13 protein-coding genes are annotated in these 18,357 nt (G+C 73.9%); 8 read left to right on the top strand and 5 right to left on the bottom strand.

What is annotated here, in order from left to right; translation table 11 throughout:
* Positions 1-62: 62 nt before the first annotated feature.
* The 3 genes from CLV63_RS28035 to CLV63_RS28025 form a co-directional block, all read right to left on the bottom strand.
* Positions 63-2,504 (bottom strand): ATP-binding protein, encoded by a 2,442-nt coding sequence (locus CLV63_RS28035; protein WP_106586294.1) that lies wholly within the window; start codon positions 2,502-2,504, stop codon positions 63-65.
* Positions 2,505-2,718: 214 nt separating this feature from the next.
* Positions 2,719-4,035, bottom strand: coding sequence for a histidine--tRNA ligase (gene hisS, locus CLV63_RS28030; RefSeq protein ID WP_106586248.1), 1,317 nt, complete (start codon positions 4,033-4,035; stop codon positions 2,719-2,721).
* 180 nt (positions 4,036-4,215) lie between these two features.
* A complete protein-coding gene (locus CLV63_RS28025; RefSeq protein ID WP_106586247.1) occupies positions 4,216-5,622 on the bottom strand; it encodes a YlbE family protein in 1,407 nt (468 codons plus the stop codon).
* Between the two features lie 165 nt (positions 5,623-5,787).
* Between CLV63_RS28025 and CLV63_RS28020 the strand changes: the two genes are divergently transcribed.
* The gene (locus tag CLV63_RS28020; RefSeq protein WP_170134353.1) at positions 5,788-6,723 is read left to right on the top strand and encodes a class D beta-lactamase; all 936 of its coding nucleotides are present in this window, start codon (positions 5,788-5,790) and stop codon (positions 6,721-6,723) included.
* Between the two features lie 12 nt (positions 6,724-6,735).
* Here the strand turns inward: CLV63_RS28020 and CLV63_RS28015 are convergent, their stop codons facing one another.
* Both CLV63_RS28015 and CLV63_RS33815 read right to left on the bottom strand, forming a co-directional pair.
* Positions 6,736-8,397: an FdrA family protein gene (locus tag CLV63_RS28015; protein ID WP_106586245.1), complete on the bottom strand. Its 1,662-nt coding sequence runs from the start codon at positions 8,395-8,397 to the stop codon at positions 6,736-6,738.
* The gene (locus CLV63_RS33815; protein WP_170134352.1) at positions 8,394-8,963 is read right to left on the bottom strand and encodes a DUF2877 domain-containing protein; all 570 of its coding nucleotides are present in this window, start codon (positions 8,961-8,963) and stop codon (positions 8,394-8,396) included. Before CLV63_RS33815 ends, CLV63_RS28015 begins: the two co-directional genes overlap by 4 nt.
* 517 nt (positions 8,964-9,480) lie before the next feature.
* On the opposite strand from CLV63_RS33815, the gene CLV63_RS28005 reads away from it, so the two are divergent.
* The 7 genes from CLV63_RS28005 to CLV63_RS27975 all read left to right on the top strand — a co-directional run bounded on the left by CLV63_RS28005 (position 9,481) and on the right by CLV63_RS27975 (position 18,354).
* On the top strand, positions 9,481-11,265 hold the full coding sequence (locus CLV63_RS28005) for a PucR family transcriptional regulator (RefSeq protein WP_106586243.1): 1,785 nt from the start codon (positions 9,481-9,483) through the stop codon (positions 11,263-11,265).
* A gap of 184 nt (positions 11,266-11,449) precedes the next feature.
* Positions 11,450-12,931: a uracil-xanthine permease family protein gene (locus CLV63_RS28000; protein WP_106586242.1), complete on the top strand. Its 1,482-nt coding sequence runs from the start codon at positions 11,450-11,452 to the stop codon at positions 12,929-12,931.
* The gene (locus tag CLV63_RS27995) at positions 12,928-13,863 is read left to right on the top strand and encodes an FAD binding domain-containing protein (protein ID WP_106586241.1); all 936 of its coding nucleotides are present in this window, start codon (positions 12,928-12,930) and stop codon (positions 13,861-13,863) included. The genes CLV63_RS28000 and CLV63_RS27995 overlap by 4 nt, the downstream gene beginning before the upstream one ends.
* A gap of 1 nt (position 13,864) precedes the next feature.
* The gene (locus CLV63_RS27990; protein ID WP_106586240.1) at positions 13,865-14,395 is read left to right on the top strand and encodes a (2Fe-2S)-binding protein; all 531 of its coding nucleotides are present in this window, start codon (positions 13,865-13,867) and stop codon (positions 14,393-14,395) included.
* A complete protein-coding gene (gene cutA / locus CLV63_RS27985) occupies positions 14,392-16,839 on the top strand; it encodes an aerobic carbon-monoxide dehydrogenase large subunit (protein WP_106586239.1) in 2,448 nt (815 codons plus the stop codon). The genes CLV63_RS27990 and cutA overlap by 4 nt, the downstream gene beginning before the upstream one ends.
* Positions 16,836-17,528, top strand: coding sequence for an SRPBCC family protein (locus CLV63_RS27980; RefSeq protein WP_106586238.1), 693 nt, complete (start codon positions 16,836-16,838; stop codon positions 17,526-17,528). The genes cutA and CLV63_RS27980 overlap by 4 nt, the downstream gene beginning before the upstream one ends.
* 217 nt (positions 17,529-17,745) lie before the next feature.
* Positions 17,746-18,354, top strand: a complete 609-nt coding sequence (locus CLV63_RS27975; protein WP_106586237.1) for a GTP-binding protein — start codon at positions 17,746-17,748, stop codon at positions 18,352-18,354.
* The last annotated feature ends 3 nt before the right edge of the window (positions 18,355-18,357 follow it).

Below are 18,357 nucleotides of genomic sequence, written 5' to 3'. Positions count from 1 at the left end.
ACGGGGGCCGCGCAAGTGGAACGCCGGAATCGGCCGTGACCGGACGCCGCGGCCGACACCGTTCACCGGCGGTTCGCCCGCGCCCACTCCGCCAACCGGTCGCGGGAGGTGACGCCGAGCTTGCCGAAGATGTTGGCGATGTGCCGCGCCGCGGTGGCCGAGGTGATGGTGAGCCGCTCGGCGATGTCGCGGTTGCTGAGCCCCGCCCCGACGAGCTGCGCGATCTCGGTCTCGCGCGGGGTCAGCGGCACCGAAGGGAGCACGGTGGGGAACTCGACGGCCTCGTTGACGATGCGCTCGACCGACAGCGAACGCCAGGAGTGCCACGCGGACTGCGCGGTGTCGGCCCCCAACCGCTCCTCGGCGAAGGCGCGGATGCGCCCGGAGGCGCGCCCCGGGGGATGCGCCTCGGTCCGCAGCGAATCGGCGGCCCCCGCGAGGGCGGCCGCGCGCACGGGCTGGTCCTCGGCGACCGCGAGCTCGGCGAGCGCGGCCACCGCGCGGGCGATGGAGAGACGGCGCCCCGAGGCGATGCTGAGGCGCATGGCCTCGACGAGCCGGGACCGCGCCTCGGCGTGGTCGCCCGTGCGGATGGCGAGCCTGCCGAGCGCGGCGCAGCAGCGGGCGGAGTCGCGGGCCGAGCCGATGTCGTCGAACAGCCGCAGCGCCGTGGTGAGGGCGCGTGCCGCAACCTCGGGGTCGCCGTCGGGCAGGTCGATGACGCCGAGGACGGTGAGGCCGCGCGCGATGCTCCAGCCCTCGTTGATGCTCTCGGAGACGGCGAGGCTCTGCTCGAACAGCGCGCGCGCCGCGGCGCGGTCGCGGCCGAGCAGCAGCGACCCGAGGACGTTCAGGGCGACGATCTCCGCCACGAGGTCGTCGTTGTCGCGGGCGAGGTCGAGGGTCTCGGTCGCCCAGCGGTGCGCGGTGTCGGGGTCGCCGGTGTACAGGCCCACCTGCGCCATGGCGCAGTACGCGGTGGTCAGGGCGCCGGGGTCGGCGCAGTTGCGCGCCTCCTTCAGCGCGGCATCGGCGGCCGAGGCGGCGGTGCCGACGCTCTCGCCGTCGAGGGTGAGCTCCGCGTACAGGGCGAGCGCGCGGGCCCTGATGGCTGACGGCGCCTCGTTCGCCGTTTCCTCGAGGAGGCCGCCGATGTGCGCCACCACTTCGCCGGTCGCGTCGCGGACCGCCCAGTAGGACCGCAGCGCCACGCAGAAGCGCAGCCCGTCGACCGGCCGGTGGCCGCGCGCCCAGGCGAGGAGCCTGCGGGTGTTCTCGCGGTGGTGGTCGGTTCGGCGCAGCGCGGCGAGCCGCTCGGGCCACGAGAGATCGCTGACGGCGAGGCGCGCGGAGTCCTCCAGGGCCGCCACCGCGAAGTCGAGGTGGCGGTCGCGGACGAGCGCCTCCTCGCCGGCGGCGGTGAGCCGCTCGGCGGCGTAGCCGCGCACGGTGTCGAGCAGGTGGTAGTGGGCCCGCCCGCCGACCTCGGGCCCGGCGGTGACCAGCGACTTGTCGAGCAGCGACGCGTGCAGGTCGAGGATCTGCTCGCGGCTGATGGTGTCGAAGGCGCAGACCTCCTCGGCGATGCGCATGGACCAGGTGGCGAACACCGACAGCCGCCGGAGCAGGGTCTGCTCGTCGTCGCTGAGGAGGTCGTGGCTCCACTCGACGGTCGCCCGGATGGTGCGCTGGCGGGCCGGGAGGTCGCGGGCGGTACCGACGAGCAGGCGGAACTGGTCGTCGAGCCGGGCCAGGATCTGGCGGACCGACAGCACCCGCACGCGGGCCGCCGCGAGCTCGATCGCGAGCGGCACACCGTCGAGCATCCGGCACAGCTCGATCACCTGGCCGAGGTTGTCGCGGGTGACCTCGAAGCCCGGGCGCGCGCTGCCGGCGCGGACGACGAAGAGCCGCACGGCCTCGTAGCGCAGCGCCTCCTGGGGGCGCAGCGACGTGCCGGGCACCACGGCGACATCAGGCTCGGGCGGGCGCAGCAGCGACAACTGCGGGCCGGAGGTGCGGGCCGGGACCGAGAGTGGCGGCACCCGCCAGATGGTCTCGCCGGGGATGCGCAGCGGCTCGCGGCTGGTGGCGAGGATTCGCAGGTCGGGACAGTTCTCCAGCAGCCGTGTGCACAGGTCCGCGAGCGGGCCGACCGAGGGCTCGCAGGTGTCGAGGATGAGGAGGAAGCGCTGCGGGCGCAGCATCGCGATGATCGCCTCGTGCACACCGCGGTCGTCGACGACCCGCAGGGTGTCGGCGACCGCGCGCACCGCGGCGTCGGGCCCCACGGCCTCGCTGAGGTCGGCGAACCGCACCCGGTCGAAGCCCGCCAGCATGGTCTCGGCGACCCGGACGGCAAGGCGGGTCTTGCCGATGCCGCCGGCCCCGGTGAGGGTGATCATGCGCGTGCTGTCGAACAGCTGGCGGAGGTCGGTGACGTCGCGCTCGCGGCCGATGAAGTGGCTCGCGCGCTTGGGAAGGTTATGGCGAGGGAGGGTCATGATCTCGTTCACTGGGCGGCCGCGGCGACCATGCGGTCGCGCCGATTCCCGGATTCGGACGTGAGCCTTGAGCCGGATTATTTCACTCATCCGTGCCGGTTGTCCGCCGTTTGGCCGGTTCCGGGCATGGCTGGACAGCGGTGGTGTCGGTATGCGAAAGGGCGCGGTCGGCCGCCCGCGCCGGACCGCCGGACAGGCGGCCCGGCGCGACGGGTCAGCGGGTCCAAACGGCGGGGTCGGCCTCGGCCTGCTCGCCGCTCGCGAGGTCCTTGACCTCGTGCGGGCCGCCGTCCTCGAACGGGGGGAACCACACGAACGGGATGCCCTTGCGGGACGCGTACTGCACCTGCTTGCCGATCTTCGCGGCCTGGTGGTACACCTCCGTGTTGAAGCCGCGCTCGCGCAGCCGCGCGGCGGTGTCCAGGGCTTCGCCGCGGCGCTCCGCCGACGGCACCGCCACCAGCACGTCGGTGGGGCACATGCGCCCCTCGGCGACGCGTCCCTCGGCGACGAGTTTGGCGAAGATGCGGGTCAGCCCGATGGAGATGCCGACCCCCGGCAGCCGCCGCCGAATGAACTGCCCGGCGAGGTCCTCGTAGCGGCCCCCGGCGCAGATGCTGCCGAACCCGGGGTCGTCGTCGAACGCCGCCTCGTAGACGGTCCCGGTGTAGTAGTCGAGCCCGCGCGCGATCGACATGTCGGCGACGACACTGCCGGCCGGCAGGTCGGCGAGCTCGTCGAGGACGTAGCGCAGCTCGGCGAGCCCTTCGTCGAGCAGCGCCGACCCGACGCCGAGCCCGGCGATCTCGTCGGCGACCGAGGAGTCGGCGCCCTTGATCCGCGCCAGCTCCAGGCACCCCTTCACCTGCTCGGCGGCGAGCCCCGCCCGCTCGGTGAGGATCGCGGCGACACCGTCCTCGCCGATCTTGTGCAGCTTGTCGACGGCCCGGATGACGGCGACGGGGTCGCCGATGCCGAGCCCCTCGTAGAAGCCCTGTAGCACCTTGCGGTTGTTCAGGCTGATCGTCCACGCGGGGATGCCGAGCCCGGTGAGGACCTCGTGCACGATGCGCGGCAGCTCGGCGTCGAAGTGCAGCGGCACCTGGTCGATGTTGATGACGTCGATGTCGCACTGGGTGAACTCGCGGAAGCGGCCCTCCTGCGGGCGCTCCCCGCGCCACACCCTCTGCATCTGGTACCGCTTGAACGGGAACACCAGGTCGTTGAAGTGCTGGGCGACATAGCGGGCCAACGGCACGGTCAGGTCGAAGTGCAGGCCCAGCCGGGCGTCGGTGTCGTCAGCGGGATCGGCCTGGAGGCGGTGCAGGGTGTACACCTCCTGCGAGGTCTCGCCCTTGGAGGTCAGCGCCTCCAGCGACTCCACCGACGGGGTCTCGACCGACGCGAACCCGTAGCGTTCGAAACCGGCGCGGATATGGTCGAGCCAGCGCTGCTCCGTTGACCGGATCTGGGGCGTCCACTCGGGGAAGCCGCTGATGGGGGTCGGGCGGACGATGCGCTGCTCGGACATGGTGCTGGTCGGCTCCTTAGGCCTCGACACGGTGGGTCGCCCCGGCCCCGAGGGCCGGCCGCGCTCCAATCGTAGAGCCTGCTCAGCCCGCACGCCCGCACGGCCGAGGCCACGGCCGCCGGCGCCCTGGTGACCTGGGCGCCCCGGGGTGCCACGCAGCGGGCCCGCGGCGCCGCCCCGTCAGCCGACGAGGGGCGGGGCCGCGGCGGCGAGGGCGCGCAGCGCGGCGGTGAAGCAGCCCTCGGGCGGGGTCACCAGCCCGGCGCCGACCTGGCCGACACCCGCCTCGCGCCCCGCCATCCCGGTGTTGATCTGCGGCAGGATCCCGGTGCGGACGACCCGGGTGACGTCGATGCCGGTGGCGGTGCCGCGGAAGTCCAGGATGGGCAGCTGGAACGCGGGGTTCTCCGCGAGGGTGATCTCGTACATCCGCCGCGAGGTCTCCAGCGCGAACGCCACGTCGCCGCCGACGAACCGGACGATGGCGGGGGCCGTCGCCATGGCGAAACCGCCCAGGCCGCAGGTCTCGGTGATGGCGGAGTCGCCGATGTCGGGGTTGGCGTCCTGCGGGCCGTAGGAGCCGAGGAACAGGCCCTCGGGGGTGTTCGCCGGTGCGGTGAACCATTGGTCGCCGGTCCCGGCCGTCTGGATGCCGAAGTCGGTGCCGTTGCGCGCCATGGCGACGACCAGGCCGGACCCGGGGACGTCGCGCCCCGCGTCCAGCATCAGCTTCGCCGCCGGCATGGCGAGGTTGAGGAAGAAGTGGTCGTTGCCGCCGATGAACCGGGCGACCTCGGCGGCGTCGGTGGCCGGCGCGCCGGAGCCGATGAGGTCGGGGATCAGCTCGCGCAGCAGCATCAGCGTGCCCGAGCGGTTGCGGTTGTGGCACTCGTCGCCCATGTGCAGCATCTGGGCGATGACCGCGCCGAGGTCCACGGGCCCGTGGGCGCGCAGCGCGGCTTGCAGCAGCGGGCCGAGTACGGCGGACATCCACCGCAGCCGGTCGATGACCTCGGGGCCGTAGGCGCCGTAGCGCAGCACGGCGCCGAGGCCCTCGTTCAACGAGCACCAGGTGCGCCGCCCGCTCGCCTCGTCCGCGATCTCGAACATCCACATCGACGGGCTGACGACCCCGGCCATGGGGCCGACGGCGGAGCGGTGGTGGCACGGCTCGAACCGCGCCCCGCCGCGGGCGAGGATCCGCTCGGCCGCCTCGGGGGTGTCGGCCAGCCCTTCGAGGACCATGGCGCCCATGAGCGCGCCGCGCATCGGGCCGGAGGCGCGGTCCCACGTCAGCGGGGGACCGGCGTGCAGGAACCCGCCGGGTTCGAGGCCGAGGGCGGCGCCGGCGGGGCGCACGTCCACGAGCTTCGGGCGGACGGCGAGGATCCGGCCGACGGCGGTGGCGTCGGCGGCGGCCCGGCGCGGATCGGCGAGGACGCGCACGAGGTCGTCTTCGGCGGCGGCGCCGCCCAAGGGCGGTCGGAAGTCCACCGGTGCCACCGGCACCGCCTGGCCGGCGAGGGACTCCGCGAACATCCCCGCGCCGACGGTGACAACGGACGGCTCGCCGCTGAGAAGATCCATGCACGGCATCATCCCCGCCCGCCCCGCCGAAATCCACCCGCGGGAACCGGCCGCCGAGCGGGGCGGCCCATCGGCGTCGCGGCAGACTGGGCGTTAACGCCGGAGAAACGTCGGGCCCGGTTCCATCGTCTCCTGATCGTCATCGACCCCATGAAGAGGACCCGAGTGCCCAGTACCGACACCCGCCCCGCCGCATCGTCCCGGGCCCATGGCGCCCCCGTCCCGAGGACCGTCACGAGGCTCGCGGCCGCGGCCGTGGTGCTCTCCCTCGGTCTCGCCGCCTGCTCCTCCGCGAGCACCGGCGCGCCCGGCGGATCCTCGAAGGGCGAGAAACCGGACGAGGCCGCCGCAGGACCGCAGGTGCGCGAGGACTTGGAGAAGGTGTTCGCCGACGCCGGCATCAAGGGCACCTTCGCCGCTCTCGACAGCGGCACCGGCAAGCTGACCGTCGTCCACCCCGACGAGGTCGAGCAGCAGGAGTTCCCCGCGTCCACGTTCAAGATCCCCAATTCCCTCATCAGCCTCCAGGCCGGCGCCGTCGCGGACGCCGACGAGGTCGTGCCGTACGGCGGCGAGCCCCAGCGCCTGCCCGAGTGGGAGCACGACATGAGCATCCGCGACGCCCTCCCCATCTCCGCATTCCCCATCTACCAGGAGCTCGCGCGCCGCGTCGGCCACGAGGACATGGGCACATGGGTGGAGCGGTTCGACTACGGGACCAAGGACATCGGTGGCGAGGACGACATCGACGAGTTCTGGCTCAGAGGGCCGCTGAAGATCTCCGCCGAAGAGCAGGTGCGCTTCCTCGACAAGGCCGTCCACGGCGACCTGCCCGTCGACGATGAGCACATCGAGACGCTCCGCGAGATCATGGACCAGAAGGTCGACGACCCCGAGGGCCGTGACCTCTACTGGAAGTCGGGATGGGCCGAAGGGCCGGACCCGATGGTCGGCTGGATGGTCGGGTGGGTCGAGGACGGCGACCGGACCACCGCCTTCGCCCTGCGCCTGGAGATGGAGACCGACGAACAGGCCGAACTGCGCAAGACCATGGCCCGCGACCTGCTCGACCGGATGAAGATCCTCCCGGAGTCGGCCTGATGCCCGCGCGCCTCAGGTGCTGATCTCCTGGCTCGATGGCGTGAGCAGGGCGAGGGCGTGCCGTGTCGCCGTTGCGTTGGAGAGGTGGACCTCGGCTCCCGCGGCGGTGAGCCGGGCGGCCTGGGCCTCGATGTCCTGCGGGTCGGCGACCGTGCCGCACAGGGTGACGACGACCGGGACGGCCCGGCGGGCGTCCGCGAGCACCGCGGCGACACCGGCCGCGGGGTCGGGGTGGGCGCCGTGGCCGAGGACGATGTCGAGCAGCACGGCGCCGGTGCCGGGGTCGGCGAGCGCTTCGGCGAGGTGGGCGTCGCGGACGGTGGGGTCGATCATGGGGTGCGGCCGCCCCGCAGTGTAGGAGTCGTCGCCGAAGTCGATGACGGTATGGCCGGTGCTGCGGCCGCCCGGCGGCAGCACCCACGCGGGATCGTCCGGAACCAGGGGGATGTTGGACCGGATCGGGCCGAGCCGCCGCGCCGCGATCGCCATGGCCTCGTCGGCGAGGGTCCCGCCGCAGAACAGGCCGCGTAGCGCACCGGTTCCGGTCGCCGCGCCGCTTTCGGTCGCTTCGCTCGCGGCCGCGCCGCCCGGCGTGTGACGGGTGGGTGCGGTCGCGGGGGCCCACCGCCGCCACTCGGGGGGCGGGTGGCCGAGGGCTTCGACCAACTCGACCGCAGCGCTGGTGAGGTCGGTGCCCTCGGCGCCGAGGAGCACGGTGTGCACGGGGGTGGCCAGCGCTGCGCAGTCGCGCCGGACCGACGCGGCGACGGCGGGGTCGGCCGGTTTGGAGACCAGCACGATGCGTTCGGTCGCGGGGTCGGCGTCGAGCATGCGCAGCGCCGTGCGGGTGGAGCGTCCGCCGACGCGCGCGGACAGGTCGCGGCCGCCGACGCCGAGGCAGTGGCTGATGCCCACGCCCGCCGCGTCGAGCAGGCACATGAGCTGCTGGGCCCCGGTGCCGGAGGCCGCGACGACGCCCACCGGCCCGGGGCGCACGGCGTTGGTGAAACCGAGACCGGCGCCCCCGATGGCGGCCGTGCCGCAATCGGGCCCCATGACCAGGCGGCCGAGCCGGTCGGCGGCCTCCTTCAGCGCGACCTCGTGCTCGACGGGCACGTTGTCGCTGAACACCATGACGTCGAGGCCCGCGTCGAGCGCGTCGAACGCCTCCGCGGCGGCGTGCCGTCCGGGTACCGACACGAGCGCCACTGTGGCGGGCGTGCCGTCGGCGGTCGCGCGGGCCGCGGCCGTGCGCACCGTGCGCGGCGGCGGGTGGCCGCCCGCCGAACCGCCGGCCCCGCCCCCCGCCGCCGCACCGGACGCCGTCAGGGCGGCGTCGGCGGCGCGGACCGCGGTGTCGGCCGCCTCCTCGTCGGCGGCGCGCACCGCGATGAGGAGGTCGTCGGGGCCGGTGCCGGACGGGGCGGCGGCGCCCATTCCGGTGAGCAGGCCGAGGTTCAGTTCGGTCGCCATCGCGACCAGCGCGGTGTCGACCCCGTCGAGCTCCGAAACCGCGCTGCTGATGCGCATCAGGGCGACCGAATCGCGGTAGGCGCCGCTGCGCACCTCGACGCGGACGGCGGTGCCGCTCACGCCCCGTGCACCTCCGGGGCCGTCCGCGGCTTCGTCGCCCGGCCCGTCCTGCGGGCCCGCCGTGTCGGGGTGGGTCGTCATGCGGTGCTCCTCGGCGGTGCGGTTGCTGGTGGCGGACTGAGGGCGGCGGTCGCCCCGGCGAGGATGCCGAGAGCGAGGTCATCGCCTGATGTGTGGCCCAGCGCCCGCAGCGCGGACAGCGCCGGGCGCAGCGGGCCGTGGCCGGACAGGGCGTCGAGCACGCCGGTGGTCTGGGGTGTGCCATCGCCGCGGGCCGCGTGGCGGAGCAGCGCCGCGGACAGGGTGGTCGTCGAGGTCTCGGCACGCAGAGTAGCGGCCGCAGTGAGCGCCGTGAGGCGTTCGGGCGGGCCGAAATGCCGGGCGGCGAGCAGGAATCCACTCAGGAGGTCGTCGCCACTGGGGGTGAGGCCGGGTCCGGCACCGACGAGCCCGGCGGCGGCGCGGTGCGCGGCGGCGGCCGCGGTGGGCGGGGGGCCGAGGACCGCCGCGCCGAGCAGGCCGAGCGATCCGGGGCCGAGGCCGCCGGCGACACCGCGGAGCAGGGCGCCGAGCTCCCGCACCGATGCGGCGGGGTCGTGCGGCGGAGCGGTGGGGCGGGGGCGGGTCGGACGCCACCACCGGCCCACTCGGACGGTAAGCGGGCCGGCGGGGGCATCCAACTCCACGGAGCATCGACCGACGCATACCGACGTGGTACCGGCCACGTCGGCGAACGGCCCGACGCTCAGTGGATCGGTGAGGACCATACCGTTCGGCAACCGCGCGGAGTCTCGTGCCAGGATCGCGATCACGACCGCCGGGTACGTGCCCTCTACTTCAAGGTAGACCGCTGCGCGGGTAACTCCCAGCATTCTGGACGGCCGCATTGGGCCGCTTACGATTTTATAAAGTGCGGCAGGAGCGGCCGCGATGTGCGCATAGCGGGGCGCCGCGGCGCGTCGGCCGCGGTGGTCCAGTGCCTCAGGTGCTAAGACGCCTGGTGCGCGTGGTGCGGGGACGGGATCCGTCCCCGGCGGGGTCCCGGGCATGCCGCCCCCTCCCCTTCCCCCCTGCTGGCCGGGACCGGCCAAGGCCGGATACCCCGGCGCGCGGCGGTCGAATCCGTGCCTGAGGCGACGGTAGACGAGGCGCTAGTGTCACCCCATGGAAGACGTTGCCAACGATCGTCTCGGCGCTGCACAGAATCTGCCGAGCACTGATCGGGGGCGCGCGGCCAGCAGCCTCGCTCGCGGCCTCTCCGTCGCCGACGCGCTCGGGCTCCCCGTCCTCCACGGCACGAAGGTCCTGGCGGGTGAGCAGGGCCTCGACCGGGTCATCCAGCGGCTCAACGTCATGGAGGTCCCCGACATCCTCCCGTGGGTCAAACCCCACGAGCTGCTGCTCACCACCGGCTACCCATTGCGCAGCACCCCGCAGGACCTCACCCGGCTGGTGTGCGACCTCGCCGAGCGCGACCTCGCCGCCGTCGCCATCAAGCTGGGCCGCTACGTCGCCGAGCTGCCCGACGCGATGCTGCGCGCGGCCGACGAGCGGGGGCTGCCCATCCTGCTGCTGGGCGACCACGTCGCGTTCGACGACGTGCTCAACCACCTCCTCACCGACATCCTCAACCGCCAGGCCGCCATCCTCGGCCGCGCCGAGGAGGTCCACCGCGTCCTGGTCGACGCCATCCTCGCGGGCGGCGGGCTCGCCGCCATCACCGAGCGGCTCCCGGCGCTGCTCGACGGCGGGGTCATGGTCACCACGCCCGACGGCAGGGTCCTGGCGAGTTCCGGTGTGCCCGAGTCCGATCTGGCCGACCCCGCGTACTTCGACCCGGTGAGCGGGCGGTTCCTGGTCGAGGGCTTCAAACACGGCCTGCACGCGCTGGACGACGACCAGCCGCGGGTGGCGCAGGTGCCCGTCATGGCGGGCAGCCTGGACCACGGGCGGATCGTGCTCATCACCCGGTCCCGCCGCTTGGACCCCGCTGACCTCCACCTGCTGGAGCGCGCCGCCGCCACCGCGGCGCTCGTCATCACCCGCGACCTCGCCGTCGCCGCGGTCGAGGGCAAGTACCAGGGCGACTTCCTGCGCGACGTGCTCGACGGCCGCGCGGGCGACACCGGGCACATCGTCGCCCATTGCGCCTCGCTCGGCTGGGACGTCGACCGCCCGCTCGTCGTGGTCGTCGCCGAGCTCGGCCCCGAACCGCCCGGCCCGGTGCACGCGGCCGGCGACCTGCGCCCCGCCCACGAGCGCTTCATGGGCGCGTGGACGATGGTGGTGCGCGAGCGCGACCCCAAGGCGGCCATCGCCGGGTACAGCCAGGAGGTCGTGGTGATCATGGGACTCGACCGGGCGCCCGCGCGCCCGCAGGGGCCGGCCGACCCGGGCCGCCGGCGCGGCGGGACCGGAGCGGGGCGCGACGGCGACTGCGCGCCCGGGCGACTGGTGCGCGCCATGGTGGCGCAGGTCTCCGGCGACGGCGGCGGCGGGCGCCGCTCCTTCGCGACCGGGTTCAGCCGGGTCGTCACGAGCCCCGAGGCGATCCCCGCGGCGTACGAGCAGGCCCGCCAGGCGGCGCGGGTCGGCCGCCAGATGCACGGCACGGGCGCGGTCGCCGGGTTCGACGACCTCGGGGTGTTCCGGCTCATCAGCCTGGTCCCCGACGGCGCCGAACTGCGCTCCTTCATGGCCGAGACCCTGGGCCCGCTGGCGCTGGGCGACGACACCGAGACCGCCGACCTGCGCCACACCCTGGAAGTCCTGCTCGACAACAACCTCAACGTCGCCGAGACCGCCCGGCTGCTGCACTTCCACTACAACACCCTGCGCTACCGCATCGGCAAGCTGGAGCGCATGCTCGGCCCGTTCACCGCAGACCCCGACCTGCGCCTCAACCTGATGATGGCCCTGCGCGTCATCCGCATGCGCGGCCTGTCCTAGCCCGCTAGTCCGCGGGCGCGCTGTTTGGCAGGTGTCGCCCGTGCGGCGGGGGCCCCGGCGTCCCTAGGGTGGCCGCACCGAAGGAGTGGCGTGCGTCACTCCGACGTGGTTGGCTCGGTGCGAGTGCGGCCGGGCCGGGTGACACCGGTGACTCTTGCGCCAGGTAGGGCCGGAAGGGAGCGGGATGAGACTCGGCTTGGGCTGGAAACTCTACGGCGACGGCACCGCGCCGCCGCCGGGGCAGGTGGTCAAACCCGAGGAGCGGCTCTCATGGGGCCGCACCGCCGGGCTCGGGGCGCAGCACGTCGTCGCCATGTTCGGCGCGACCTTTGTGTTCCCCGTGGTCATGGGCTTGGACCCGAACCTCGCCATCATGATGTCGGGGCTGGCCACCATCCTGTTCCTGCTGGTGGTGCAGGGCCGGATCCCCAGCTACCTCGGAACGAGCGCCGCGTTCGTCGGCTCGGTGTTCGCCATCAGGGAGGCCGGGGGCGACAGCGCCACCGTCACCGGGGCGATCCTGGTGGCCGGGCTGGTCCTGGCGGCGTCGGGCGTGCTCATCCACCTCGTCGGCGCGCGGATCATCGTCGCCACCCTCCCGCCGGCCGTCACCGGCGCCGTGGTGATGCTGATCGGGTTCAACCTCGCGCCGGTCGTCGCCACCGCCTACTGGCCGTTCGACCAGTGGACCGGGCTCCTCACCATGGCGTTCGTGGTCCTCGCGACGGTGCTGCTGCGCGGGTTCCTCGGCCGCATCACGGTCCTCCTGGGGCTGGTGTTCGGGTTCGCCGTGTCCTGGCTGCTCGACCTCGCCTTCGGCGCGACCATGGTGCCCGACCAGGCGAACGAGGGGCAGTTCGTCAGCGCGATGCGGGTCGACCTGAGCGCGGTGGCCGACGCGCCGTGGATCGGGCTGCCCGCCTTCCACGCGCCCGAGTTCCACACGTCCGCCATCCTCGTGGCGCTGCCCGCCGTCATCGCGCTGATCGCGGAGAACGCGGGGCACGTCAAGGCGGTGGAGGAGATGACGGGCGAACGCCTCGACCCCTACATGGGCCGCGCCATCATCGCCGACGGCCTGGCGACCGCCGCGTCGGGGTCCGTCGGCGGGTCGCCCACCACCACCTACGCCGAGAACATCGGGGTGATGGCGGCGACACGGGTGTACTCCACGGCCGCGTACTACATCGCGGCGCTCGTGGCGATCCTGTTCGGCCTGTGCCCGAAGTTCGGCGCGCTGGTGGCCGCCACGCCCGAGGGCGTGTTGGGCGGCCTCACCGTGGTCCTCTACGGCATGATCGGCCTGCTGGGGGCGAAGATCTGGGTCGAGAACCGGGTCGACTTCGCCAACCCCGTGGTCCTGGTCCCGCTCGCAGCGGGGCTGGTCGCGGGAATCGGCGGGGTGAAACTGGCCTTCACCGAGACCTTCGTGATCGAGGGCATCGCGCTGGGCACCATCATCACCCTGGTCGGCTACCACACCCTGCACTGGCTGGCACCGGCCGACATGCGCCCCCGCCCGCTGGGCCCTCGGCCGGGCGGCGACGAAGGCGCGGGACTCCTGGTCGGCACCGGCGACGACACCGCCGCCGGCTACCCGGGCGGCGAGGCCGACGAACAGGGGGCCGACCCCGACGACGGGGAGCGGCGGGAGGGGACCGCATGAAACCACCGGCGTTCGACTACCACGCGCCGGAGACCCTGGCCGAGGCCGTGCGCGTCCTCGCCGAGACCGCACCGCACGGCAGCGTCCTCGCCGGAGGGCAGAGCCTGATCCCCCTGCTCAACATGCGCCTTGCGGCGCCGCGGCACGTCGTCGACATCACCAGGGTGCCCGGTCTCGACCGGGTCGGCACCGGCACCGGCGGCGTCACCGTCGGCGCCCTCGTCCGGCACACCGACCTCGCGGCCGACCCCGCCGCGGCCGAGGCCGTGCCGCTGCTGCGGCAGGGGCTGCGGCTGGTCGCGCACCCCGTCATCCGCAACCGGGGGACGACCGTCGGCAGCATCGCACACGCCGACCCCTCGGCCGAGATGGCGGCCGCGCTGGCGCTCCTCGGCGGCGAGGTGCGCGTCGCCAACGCGGCGGGCACCCGCACGATAGCGGCGGCCGACCTGTTCACCGGGTACCTGGAGACCAGCCTCGAACGGGGCGAGCTCATCACCGCCGCGTTCTTCCCCGCCCAGGGGCCCGCCACCGGTTCGGCGTTCGCCGAGGTCGCCCGCCGCCACGGCGACTACGCGGTCTGCGGGGTGGCCGCGCTCGTCGCCCTCGACCCCGACCTGCGCATCACCGGCGCGAAGGCGGCCTACCTGTCCATGGGGCCCACGCCCGCGGTCCTCGACCTCACCGAGGCGGTGGCGGGGCTCGTCCCGGCGCACGGCCCCGTCGCGCCCGGCGACTCCGACCGGTACGCCGCAGCGGGGGACCTGGCGGCGGCCCGCACGGGACCGGACGCCGCCGCCGACATCCACGCCACCGCCGAATACCGGACCCACCTCGCACGCGTCCTCACCGTCCGCGCGCTGCGCGAGGCCGGCGCGCACGCCGTGTCCCGCGCCACCGAACGGGCGGCCGCCGGCGCGGGAAGGGCATGACATGGGCGAACGCATGCACGACATCCGCCTCAGCGTCAACGGCGTCCCGCACGCCGCCACCGTGCCCGCCCGGCGGCTGCTGTCCGACTGCCTCCGCCACGACCTCGGCCTCACCGGCACCCACGTCGGCTGCGAGCACGGGGTGTGCGGGGCGTGCACGGTGCTGGTCGACGGCCGGCCGGCCCGCTCCTGCCTGATGCTCGCCGTCGGCGCCGAAGGCCACGAACTCACCACCGTCGAAGGGCTGGCCGACCCCGGCGGCCCGCTGCACCCCGTGCAGCAGGCGTTCCGCGAGTGCCACGGCCTCCAGTGCGGGTTCTGCACACCCGGCTTCCTCACCCTCATCGCCGCCTACCTGGAGGAGCACCCCGACCCCACCGAGGCCGAGGCGCGCGAGGCCGTCGCGGGCAACCTGTGCCGGTGCACCGGCTACACCAACATCGTGGCGGCCGTGCTGCGCGCCGCCGAACTCCGCCGCGCCGGGCCCGCGGCAGTACCGGAGCCGGCCGTCCCCGCCGAGGAGCGGCCATGAGCACCCGGATGTTCGGCGCGCCGGTCGCCCGTACGGAGGACGAGCGGCTCCTCCGGGGCCGCGGCGCGTTCCTCGACGACCTCGGCCCCGGCGCCCTCGCCGCCGCGTTCGTGCGCAGCCCGCACGCGCACGCCCGCGTCGTCGGCATCGACGCCGAGGACGCCCTCGACGTCGACGGGCTCGTCGCCGTCTACACCCACGACGACCTCAGCGGGCCCATGGCCGAGCCGCTGCCGATGCTCATCCCGCACCCCGGCATCATCGACGGGCGCACCCCCTACGCGCTGGCGAAGGAGTACGTCCACCACGTGGGCGCCGCGGTCGCCATGGTGGTGGCGACCGACCGCTACACCGCCGAGGACGTCGCCGAGCGGATCCGCGTCGACTACGAGGTCCTCGACCCCGTCGTCGGCATCGAGGCGGCGGCCCGCGCCGACGTCGTCCTGCACCCCGGCATGGCGGACAACGTCGCGGCGCACCACGTGCAGGAGGTCGGCGACGCCCCCGCCGCGATCGACGCGGCACCCAACGTCCTCGACCTCGAACTCGACATCGAGCGCTCCGCCTGCACCCCCATCGAGGGCCGCGGTGTCCGCGCCCGGTGGGACCCCGCCGACGCCCGGCTGCGGGTGTACAGCTCGACCCAGACCGCCACGGGGGTGCGCGCCGCCGTCGCCGCGAAACTGGGCCTGGGGCTCGGCCAGGTCGAGGTGGTGGTGCCCGACGTCGGCGGCGGGTTCGGCGTGAAGATCGTGCACCCGTGGCCCGAGGAGCTGATGGTGCCGTGGGCGGCCCGGCTGCTCGGGCGCGAGATCACCTGGACCGAGGACCGACGCGAGCACTTCGTGTCCGCGGCGCACGAGCGGGCGCAGCGGCAGCGGATCAGGGTCGGCTTCGACGACAGCGGGCGGCTGCTGGGCCTGGACGTCGCGATCCTGCACGACAACGGCGCCTACCTGCCCTACGGCGTCATCGTGCCCATCGTCACCTCCACCCAGCTGCTGGGCCCCTACAAGCCGGGCGCCTACCGGGTGGTGTTCACCAGCCTCTACACCTCGACCGTCATCGTCACCCCCTACCGGGGCGCGGGGCGGCCGCAGGGCGTGTTCGCGATGGAGCGCACCATGGACGCCATCGCCGACCACCTCGGACTCGACCGCGCCGACGTGCGCGCCGCGAACTTCATCCGACCCGATGAGATGCCCTACGACCAGGGCCTGCTGTTCCAGGACGGCCGCCCGCTGATCTACGACTCCGGCGACTACCCCGCCGCGCTCGCCGCCATCAAGAAACTGGTCGACTGGGACGGCTTCGCCGCCTACCGCGAGCGGGCGCTCGCCGAGGGGCGCCGGGTCGGCATCGGCCTCGCCTGCTACGTCGAGGGCACCGGCCCCGGCCCCTACGAGGGCGGGCACGTGCAGGTCGAGACCGACGGCACCGTGCGGGTCGCCACCGGGCTGACCTCCCAGGGGCAGGGCCACGAGACCGTGCTCGCCCAGATCGTCGCCGACGAACTGGGCATCGCGATGTCCGACATCGTCGTGACCACCGGCGACACCCGGCGCATGGGCTACTCGGTGGGGACCTTCGCCTCGCGGGGCGCGGTCACGAGCGGCAGCGCCGTCGCGCTCGCCGCGCGGAGCGTGCGGGAGAAGGCGCTGCGCATCGCGGGCGAGGCGCTCGAAGCCGACCCCGCCGACCTGGAGATCGTGCACGGCCGGGTGCGCGTCAAGGGCGCACCGGCGACCGGTATGGACATCGGGACGGTCGCCGTCCTCTCCAACCCGCTGCGCTACGCGTTCGACGACGCCTCGCGCGCCGCCACCCAGTTCGCCGGCCCGGCCGACTACGACCGCGCCCCCGTCGACCCCGACGACAGCCCCGGGCTCGAATCCGCGGAGTACCACTCGCCGCTGCGCTGCACCTTCGCCGCGGGCATGCACGCGGCGGTGGTCGAGACCGACCCTGAGACCGCCGAGATCCGCATCCTGCGCTACTGCGTGGTGCACGACTGCGGCCGCCTGGTGAACCCGATGATCGTCGAGGGGCAGGTCCACGGCGGCGTCGCCCAGGGCGTGGCGGGGGCGCTGTACGAGCGGATGGCCTACGACGGCTCCGGGCAGCTGCTCAACGCCTCGTTCATGGACTTCCTCATCCCCTACTCCAGCGAGGTCCCCGCGGTCGCCATCGACCACCTGGAGACCCCCAGCCCGCTGAACCCCCTCGGTGTCAAAGGGGCGGGCGAGGCCGGGGTGATCCCGGGGTCGGCGGTGCTCGCGGCGGCCGTCGAGGACGCCGAGGGGTTTCCCATCACCGCCATGCCGATCTCCCCATCCGATCTGTTCGACCTGCGCCGCCGATTCGCGGCCGGCGAGATCGCCCCGCTGCGCAGGCGCGCCCCGCGCGTCCCTGCGCAGCAGCAACCAGGACAGGAGCGCCGATGAAGGTCGCAGGGACCGCCGCGCTGGACGCGCCGCCCGAACAGGTCTGGGCGGTCATGCTCGACCCCGCCGTGCTGGCGCGCAGCATCCCCGGCTGCGAGAGCCTGCGCGCCACCGGGCCCGACCACTACCAGGGCACGGTCACCGCCGGGGTCGCATCGGTGAAGGGCACGTTCCAGGGCGAGGTGCGGCTGACCGACCTCGACCGGCCGCGGTCGCTGGTGCTGCGCGCGTCGGGCGCCGGCGCGCCGGGGACCGTGCGGGCCGAGGTGGCGGTGGTGCTGGCCGAGGCCGACGACGGACGCACCGAGCTGAGCTACGACGCCGACGCGGTGGTCGGCGGCATGGTGGGCGGTGTCGGGCAGCGGGTCCTCGCCGGGGTGGCGAAGAAGATGGCGGGGGAGTTCTTCGCCCGGTTGGGCGCCGAACTGTCCGGCGGCGGCGCCGTCGAGGCGCCCGGCGCCGGGGCCCCCACTGCCGGGGCCCCGGCCGAGGCGCCCGCTGCCGAGGCACCGCAGGAGGCGGCATTGTACCGGGGGCGGCGGACCGCGGCGACCCCGGAGTCGCGGCAGGACTTCGTCCGCGGCGCGGTGTTCGGCGCCGCGGTGGCGTTCGCCGGGGTGCTGATCGGCGTACTGGCGGGGCGTCGCGGCGCCCACCAAGCGGAAGTTCGCGGCGCCGATCGGCGCTGAACCGGTCGAATCATGTGTGCAGCGCCACACTATTCGGCGAAATCGCACAACTTGCTCCGGATTCGGCCGTAACGGTGTTACCTTCGCACCGGAGCCGGTTGAACCCGGCGTACCGGCCGGACCCCGAATAGTGATGTCGCGCCGGACCCGCCATTCGGCGCGCACTGCGCCGGCCGGATGAGACGGTGAGTCCGGAGCGCGTGCCGCGAGGACAACTGTGAACGACTCCCCGAAACTCACGACCAAGATCATTGTCGCCGGGGGCTTCGGCGTCGGCAAGACGACGTTCGTGGGTGCCATCTCCGAGATCCCGCCTGTGCGCACCGAGGCGGCGGTCACCCGGCAGGGCGCCGAGGTCGACGACCTCTCCATGACGCCCGACAAGACGAGCACCACGGTCGCCATGGACTTCGGCCGCATCCAACTCGACGACGAGCTGACCCTGTACCTGTTCGGCACGCCCGGGCAGCAGCGCTTCTGGTTCATGTGGGACGACCTGGTCAGCGGCGGGCTCGGGGCGGTGGTCCTGGTCGACCCCCGCCGTCTTGAGGACTGCTTCCAGGCAATCGATTACTTCGAGAACCAGTACCGGATGCCGTTCCTGATCGCGGTCAACGCCTTCGAGGACGGGTACCGGTACAGCATCGACGACCTGCGCGAAGCCCTCGACCTGGCGGCCGACGTCCCCATCGTCTACTGCGACGCGCGCGACCGCGAGTCGGTCCTGCTCACCCTCATGGCCCTGGTGCGCCACGCCATGTCGTTCGAAGGGGGCCGGAAGGAGCGTGGCTCCCGGCACCGGCCGGCGGAGGTCACGTCGGCCTGACCG

The sequence above is a fragment of the Murinocardiopsis flavida genome (genome assembly GCF_003014485.1).
Classification (GTDB): domain Bacteria; phylum Actinomycetota; class Actinomycetes; order Streptosporangiales; family Streptosporangiaceae; genus Murinocardiopsis; species Murinocardiopsis flavida.
Note: the sequence above shows the minus strand (reverse complement) of the source record. Positions and strands in the feature narration are given on the sequence as shown.

What these genes read in the sequence shown, in the direction of transcription:
- CLV63_RS28035 (WP_106586294.1), bottom strand. Translation starts at nt 2,504, where the DNA reads ATGACCCTCCCTCGCCATAACCTTCCCAAGCGCGCGAGCCACTTCATC.
- cutA (WP_106586239.1), top strand. Translation starts at nt 14,392, where the DNA reads ATGAGCACCCGGATGTTCGGCGCGCCGGTCGCCCGTACGGAGGACGAG.
- CLV63_RS28015 (WP_106586245.1), bottom strand. Translation starts at nt 8,397, where the DNA reads ATGACGACCCACCCCGACACGGCGGGCCCGCAGGACGGGCCGGGCGAC.
- CLV63_RS28005 (WP_106586243.1), top strand. Translation starts at nt 9,481, where the DNA reads ATGGAAGACGTTGCCAACGATCGTCTCGGCGCTGCACAGAATCTGCCG.
- hisS (WP_106586248.1), bottom strand. Translation starts at nt 4,035, where the DNA reads ATGTCCGAGCAGCGCATCGTCCGCCCGACCCCCATCAGCGGCTTCCCC.
- CLV63_RS27980 (WP_106586238.1), top strand. Translation starts at nt 16,836, where the DNA reads ATGAAGGTCGCAGGGACCGCCGCGCTGGACGCGCCGCCCGAACAGGTC.
- CLV63_RS27990 (WP_106586240.1), top strand. Translation starts at nt 13,865, where the DNA reads ATGGGCGAACGCATGCACGACATCCGCCTCAGCGTCAACGGCGTCCCG.
- CLV63_RS28025 (WP_106586247.1), bottom strand. Translation starts at nt 5,622, where the DNA reads ATGGATCTTCTCAGCGGCGAGCCGTCCGTTGTCACCGTCGGCGCGGGG.
- CLV63_RS28000 (WP_106586242.1), top strand. Translation starts at nt 11,450, where the DNA reads ATGAGACTCGGCTTGGGCTGGAAACTCTACGGCGACGGCACCGCGCCG.
- CLV63_RS27995 (WP_106586241.1), top strand. Translation starts at nt 12,928, where the DNA reads ATGAAACCACCGGCGTTCGACTACCACGCGCCGGAGACCCTGGCCGAG.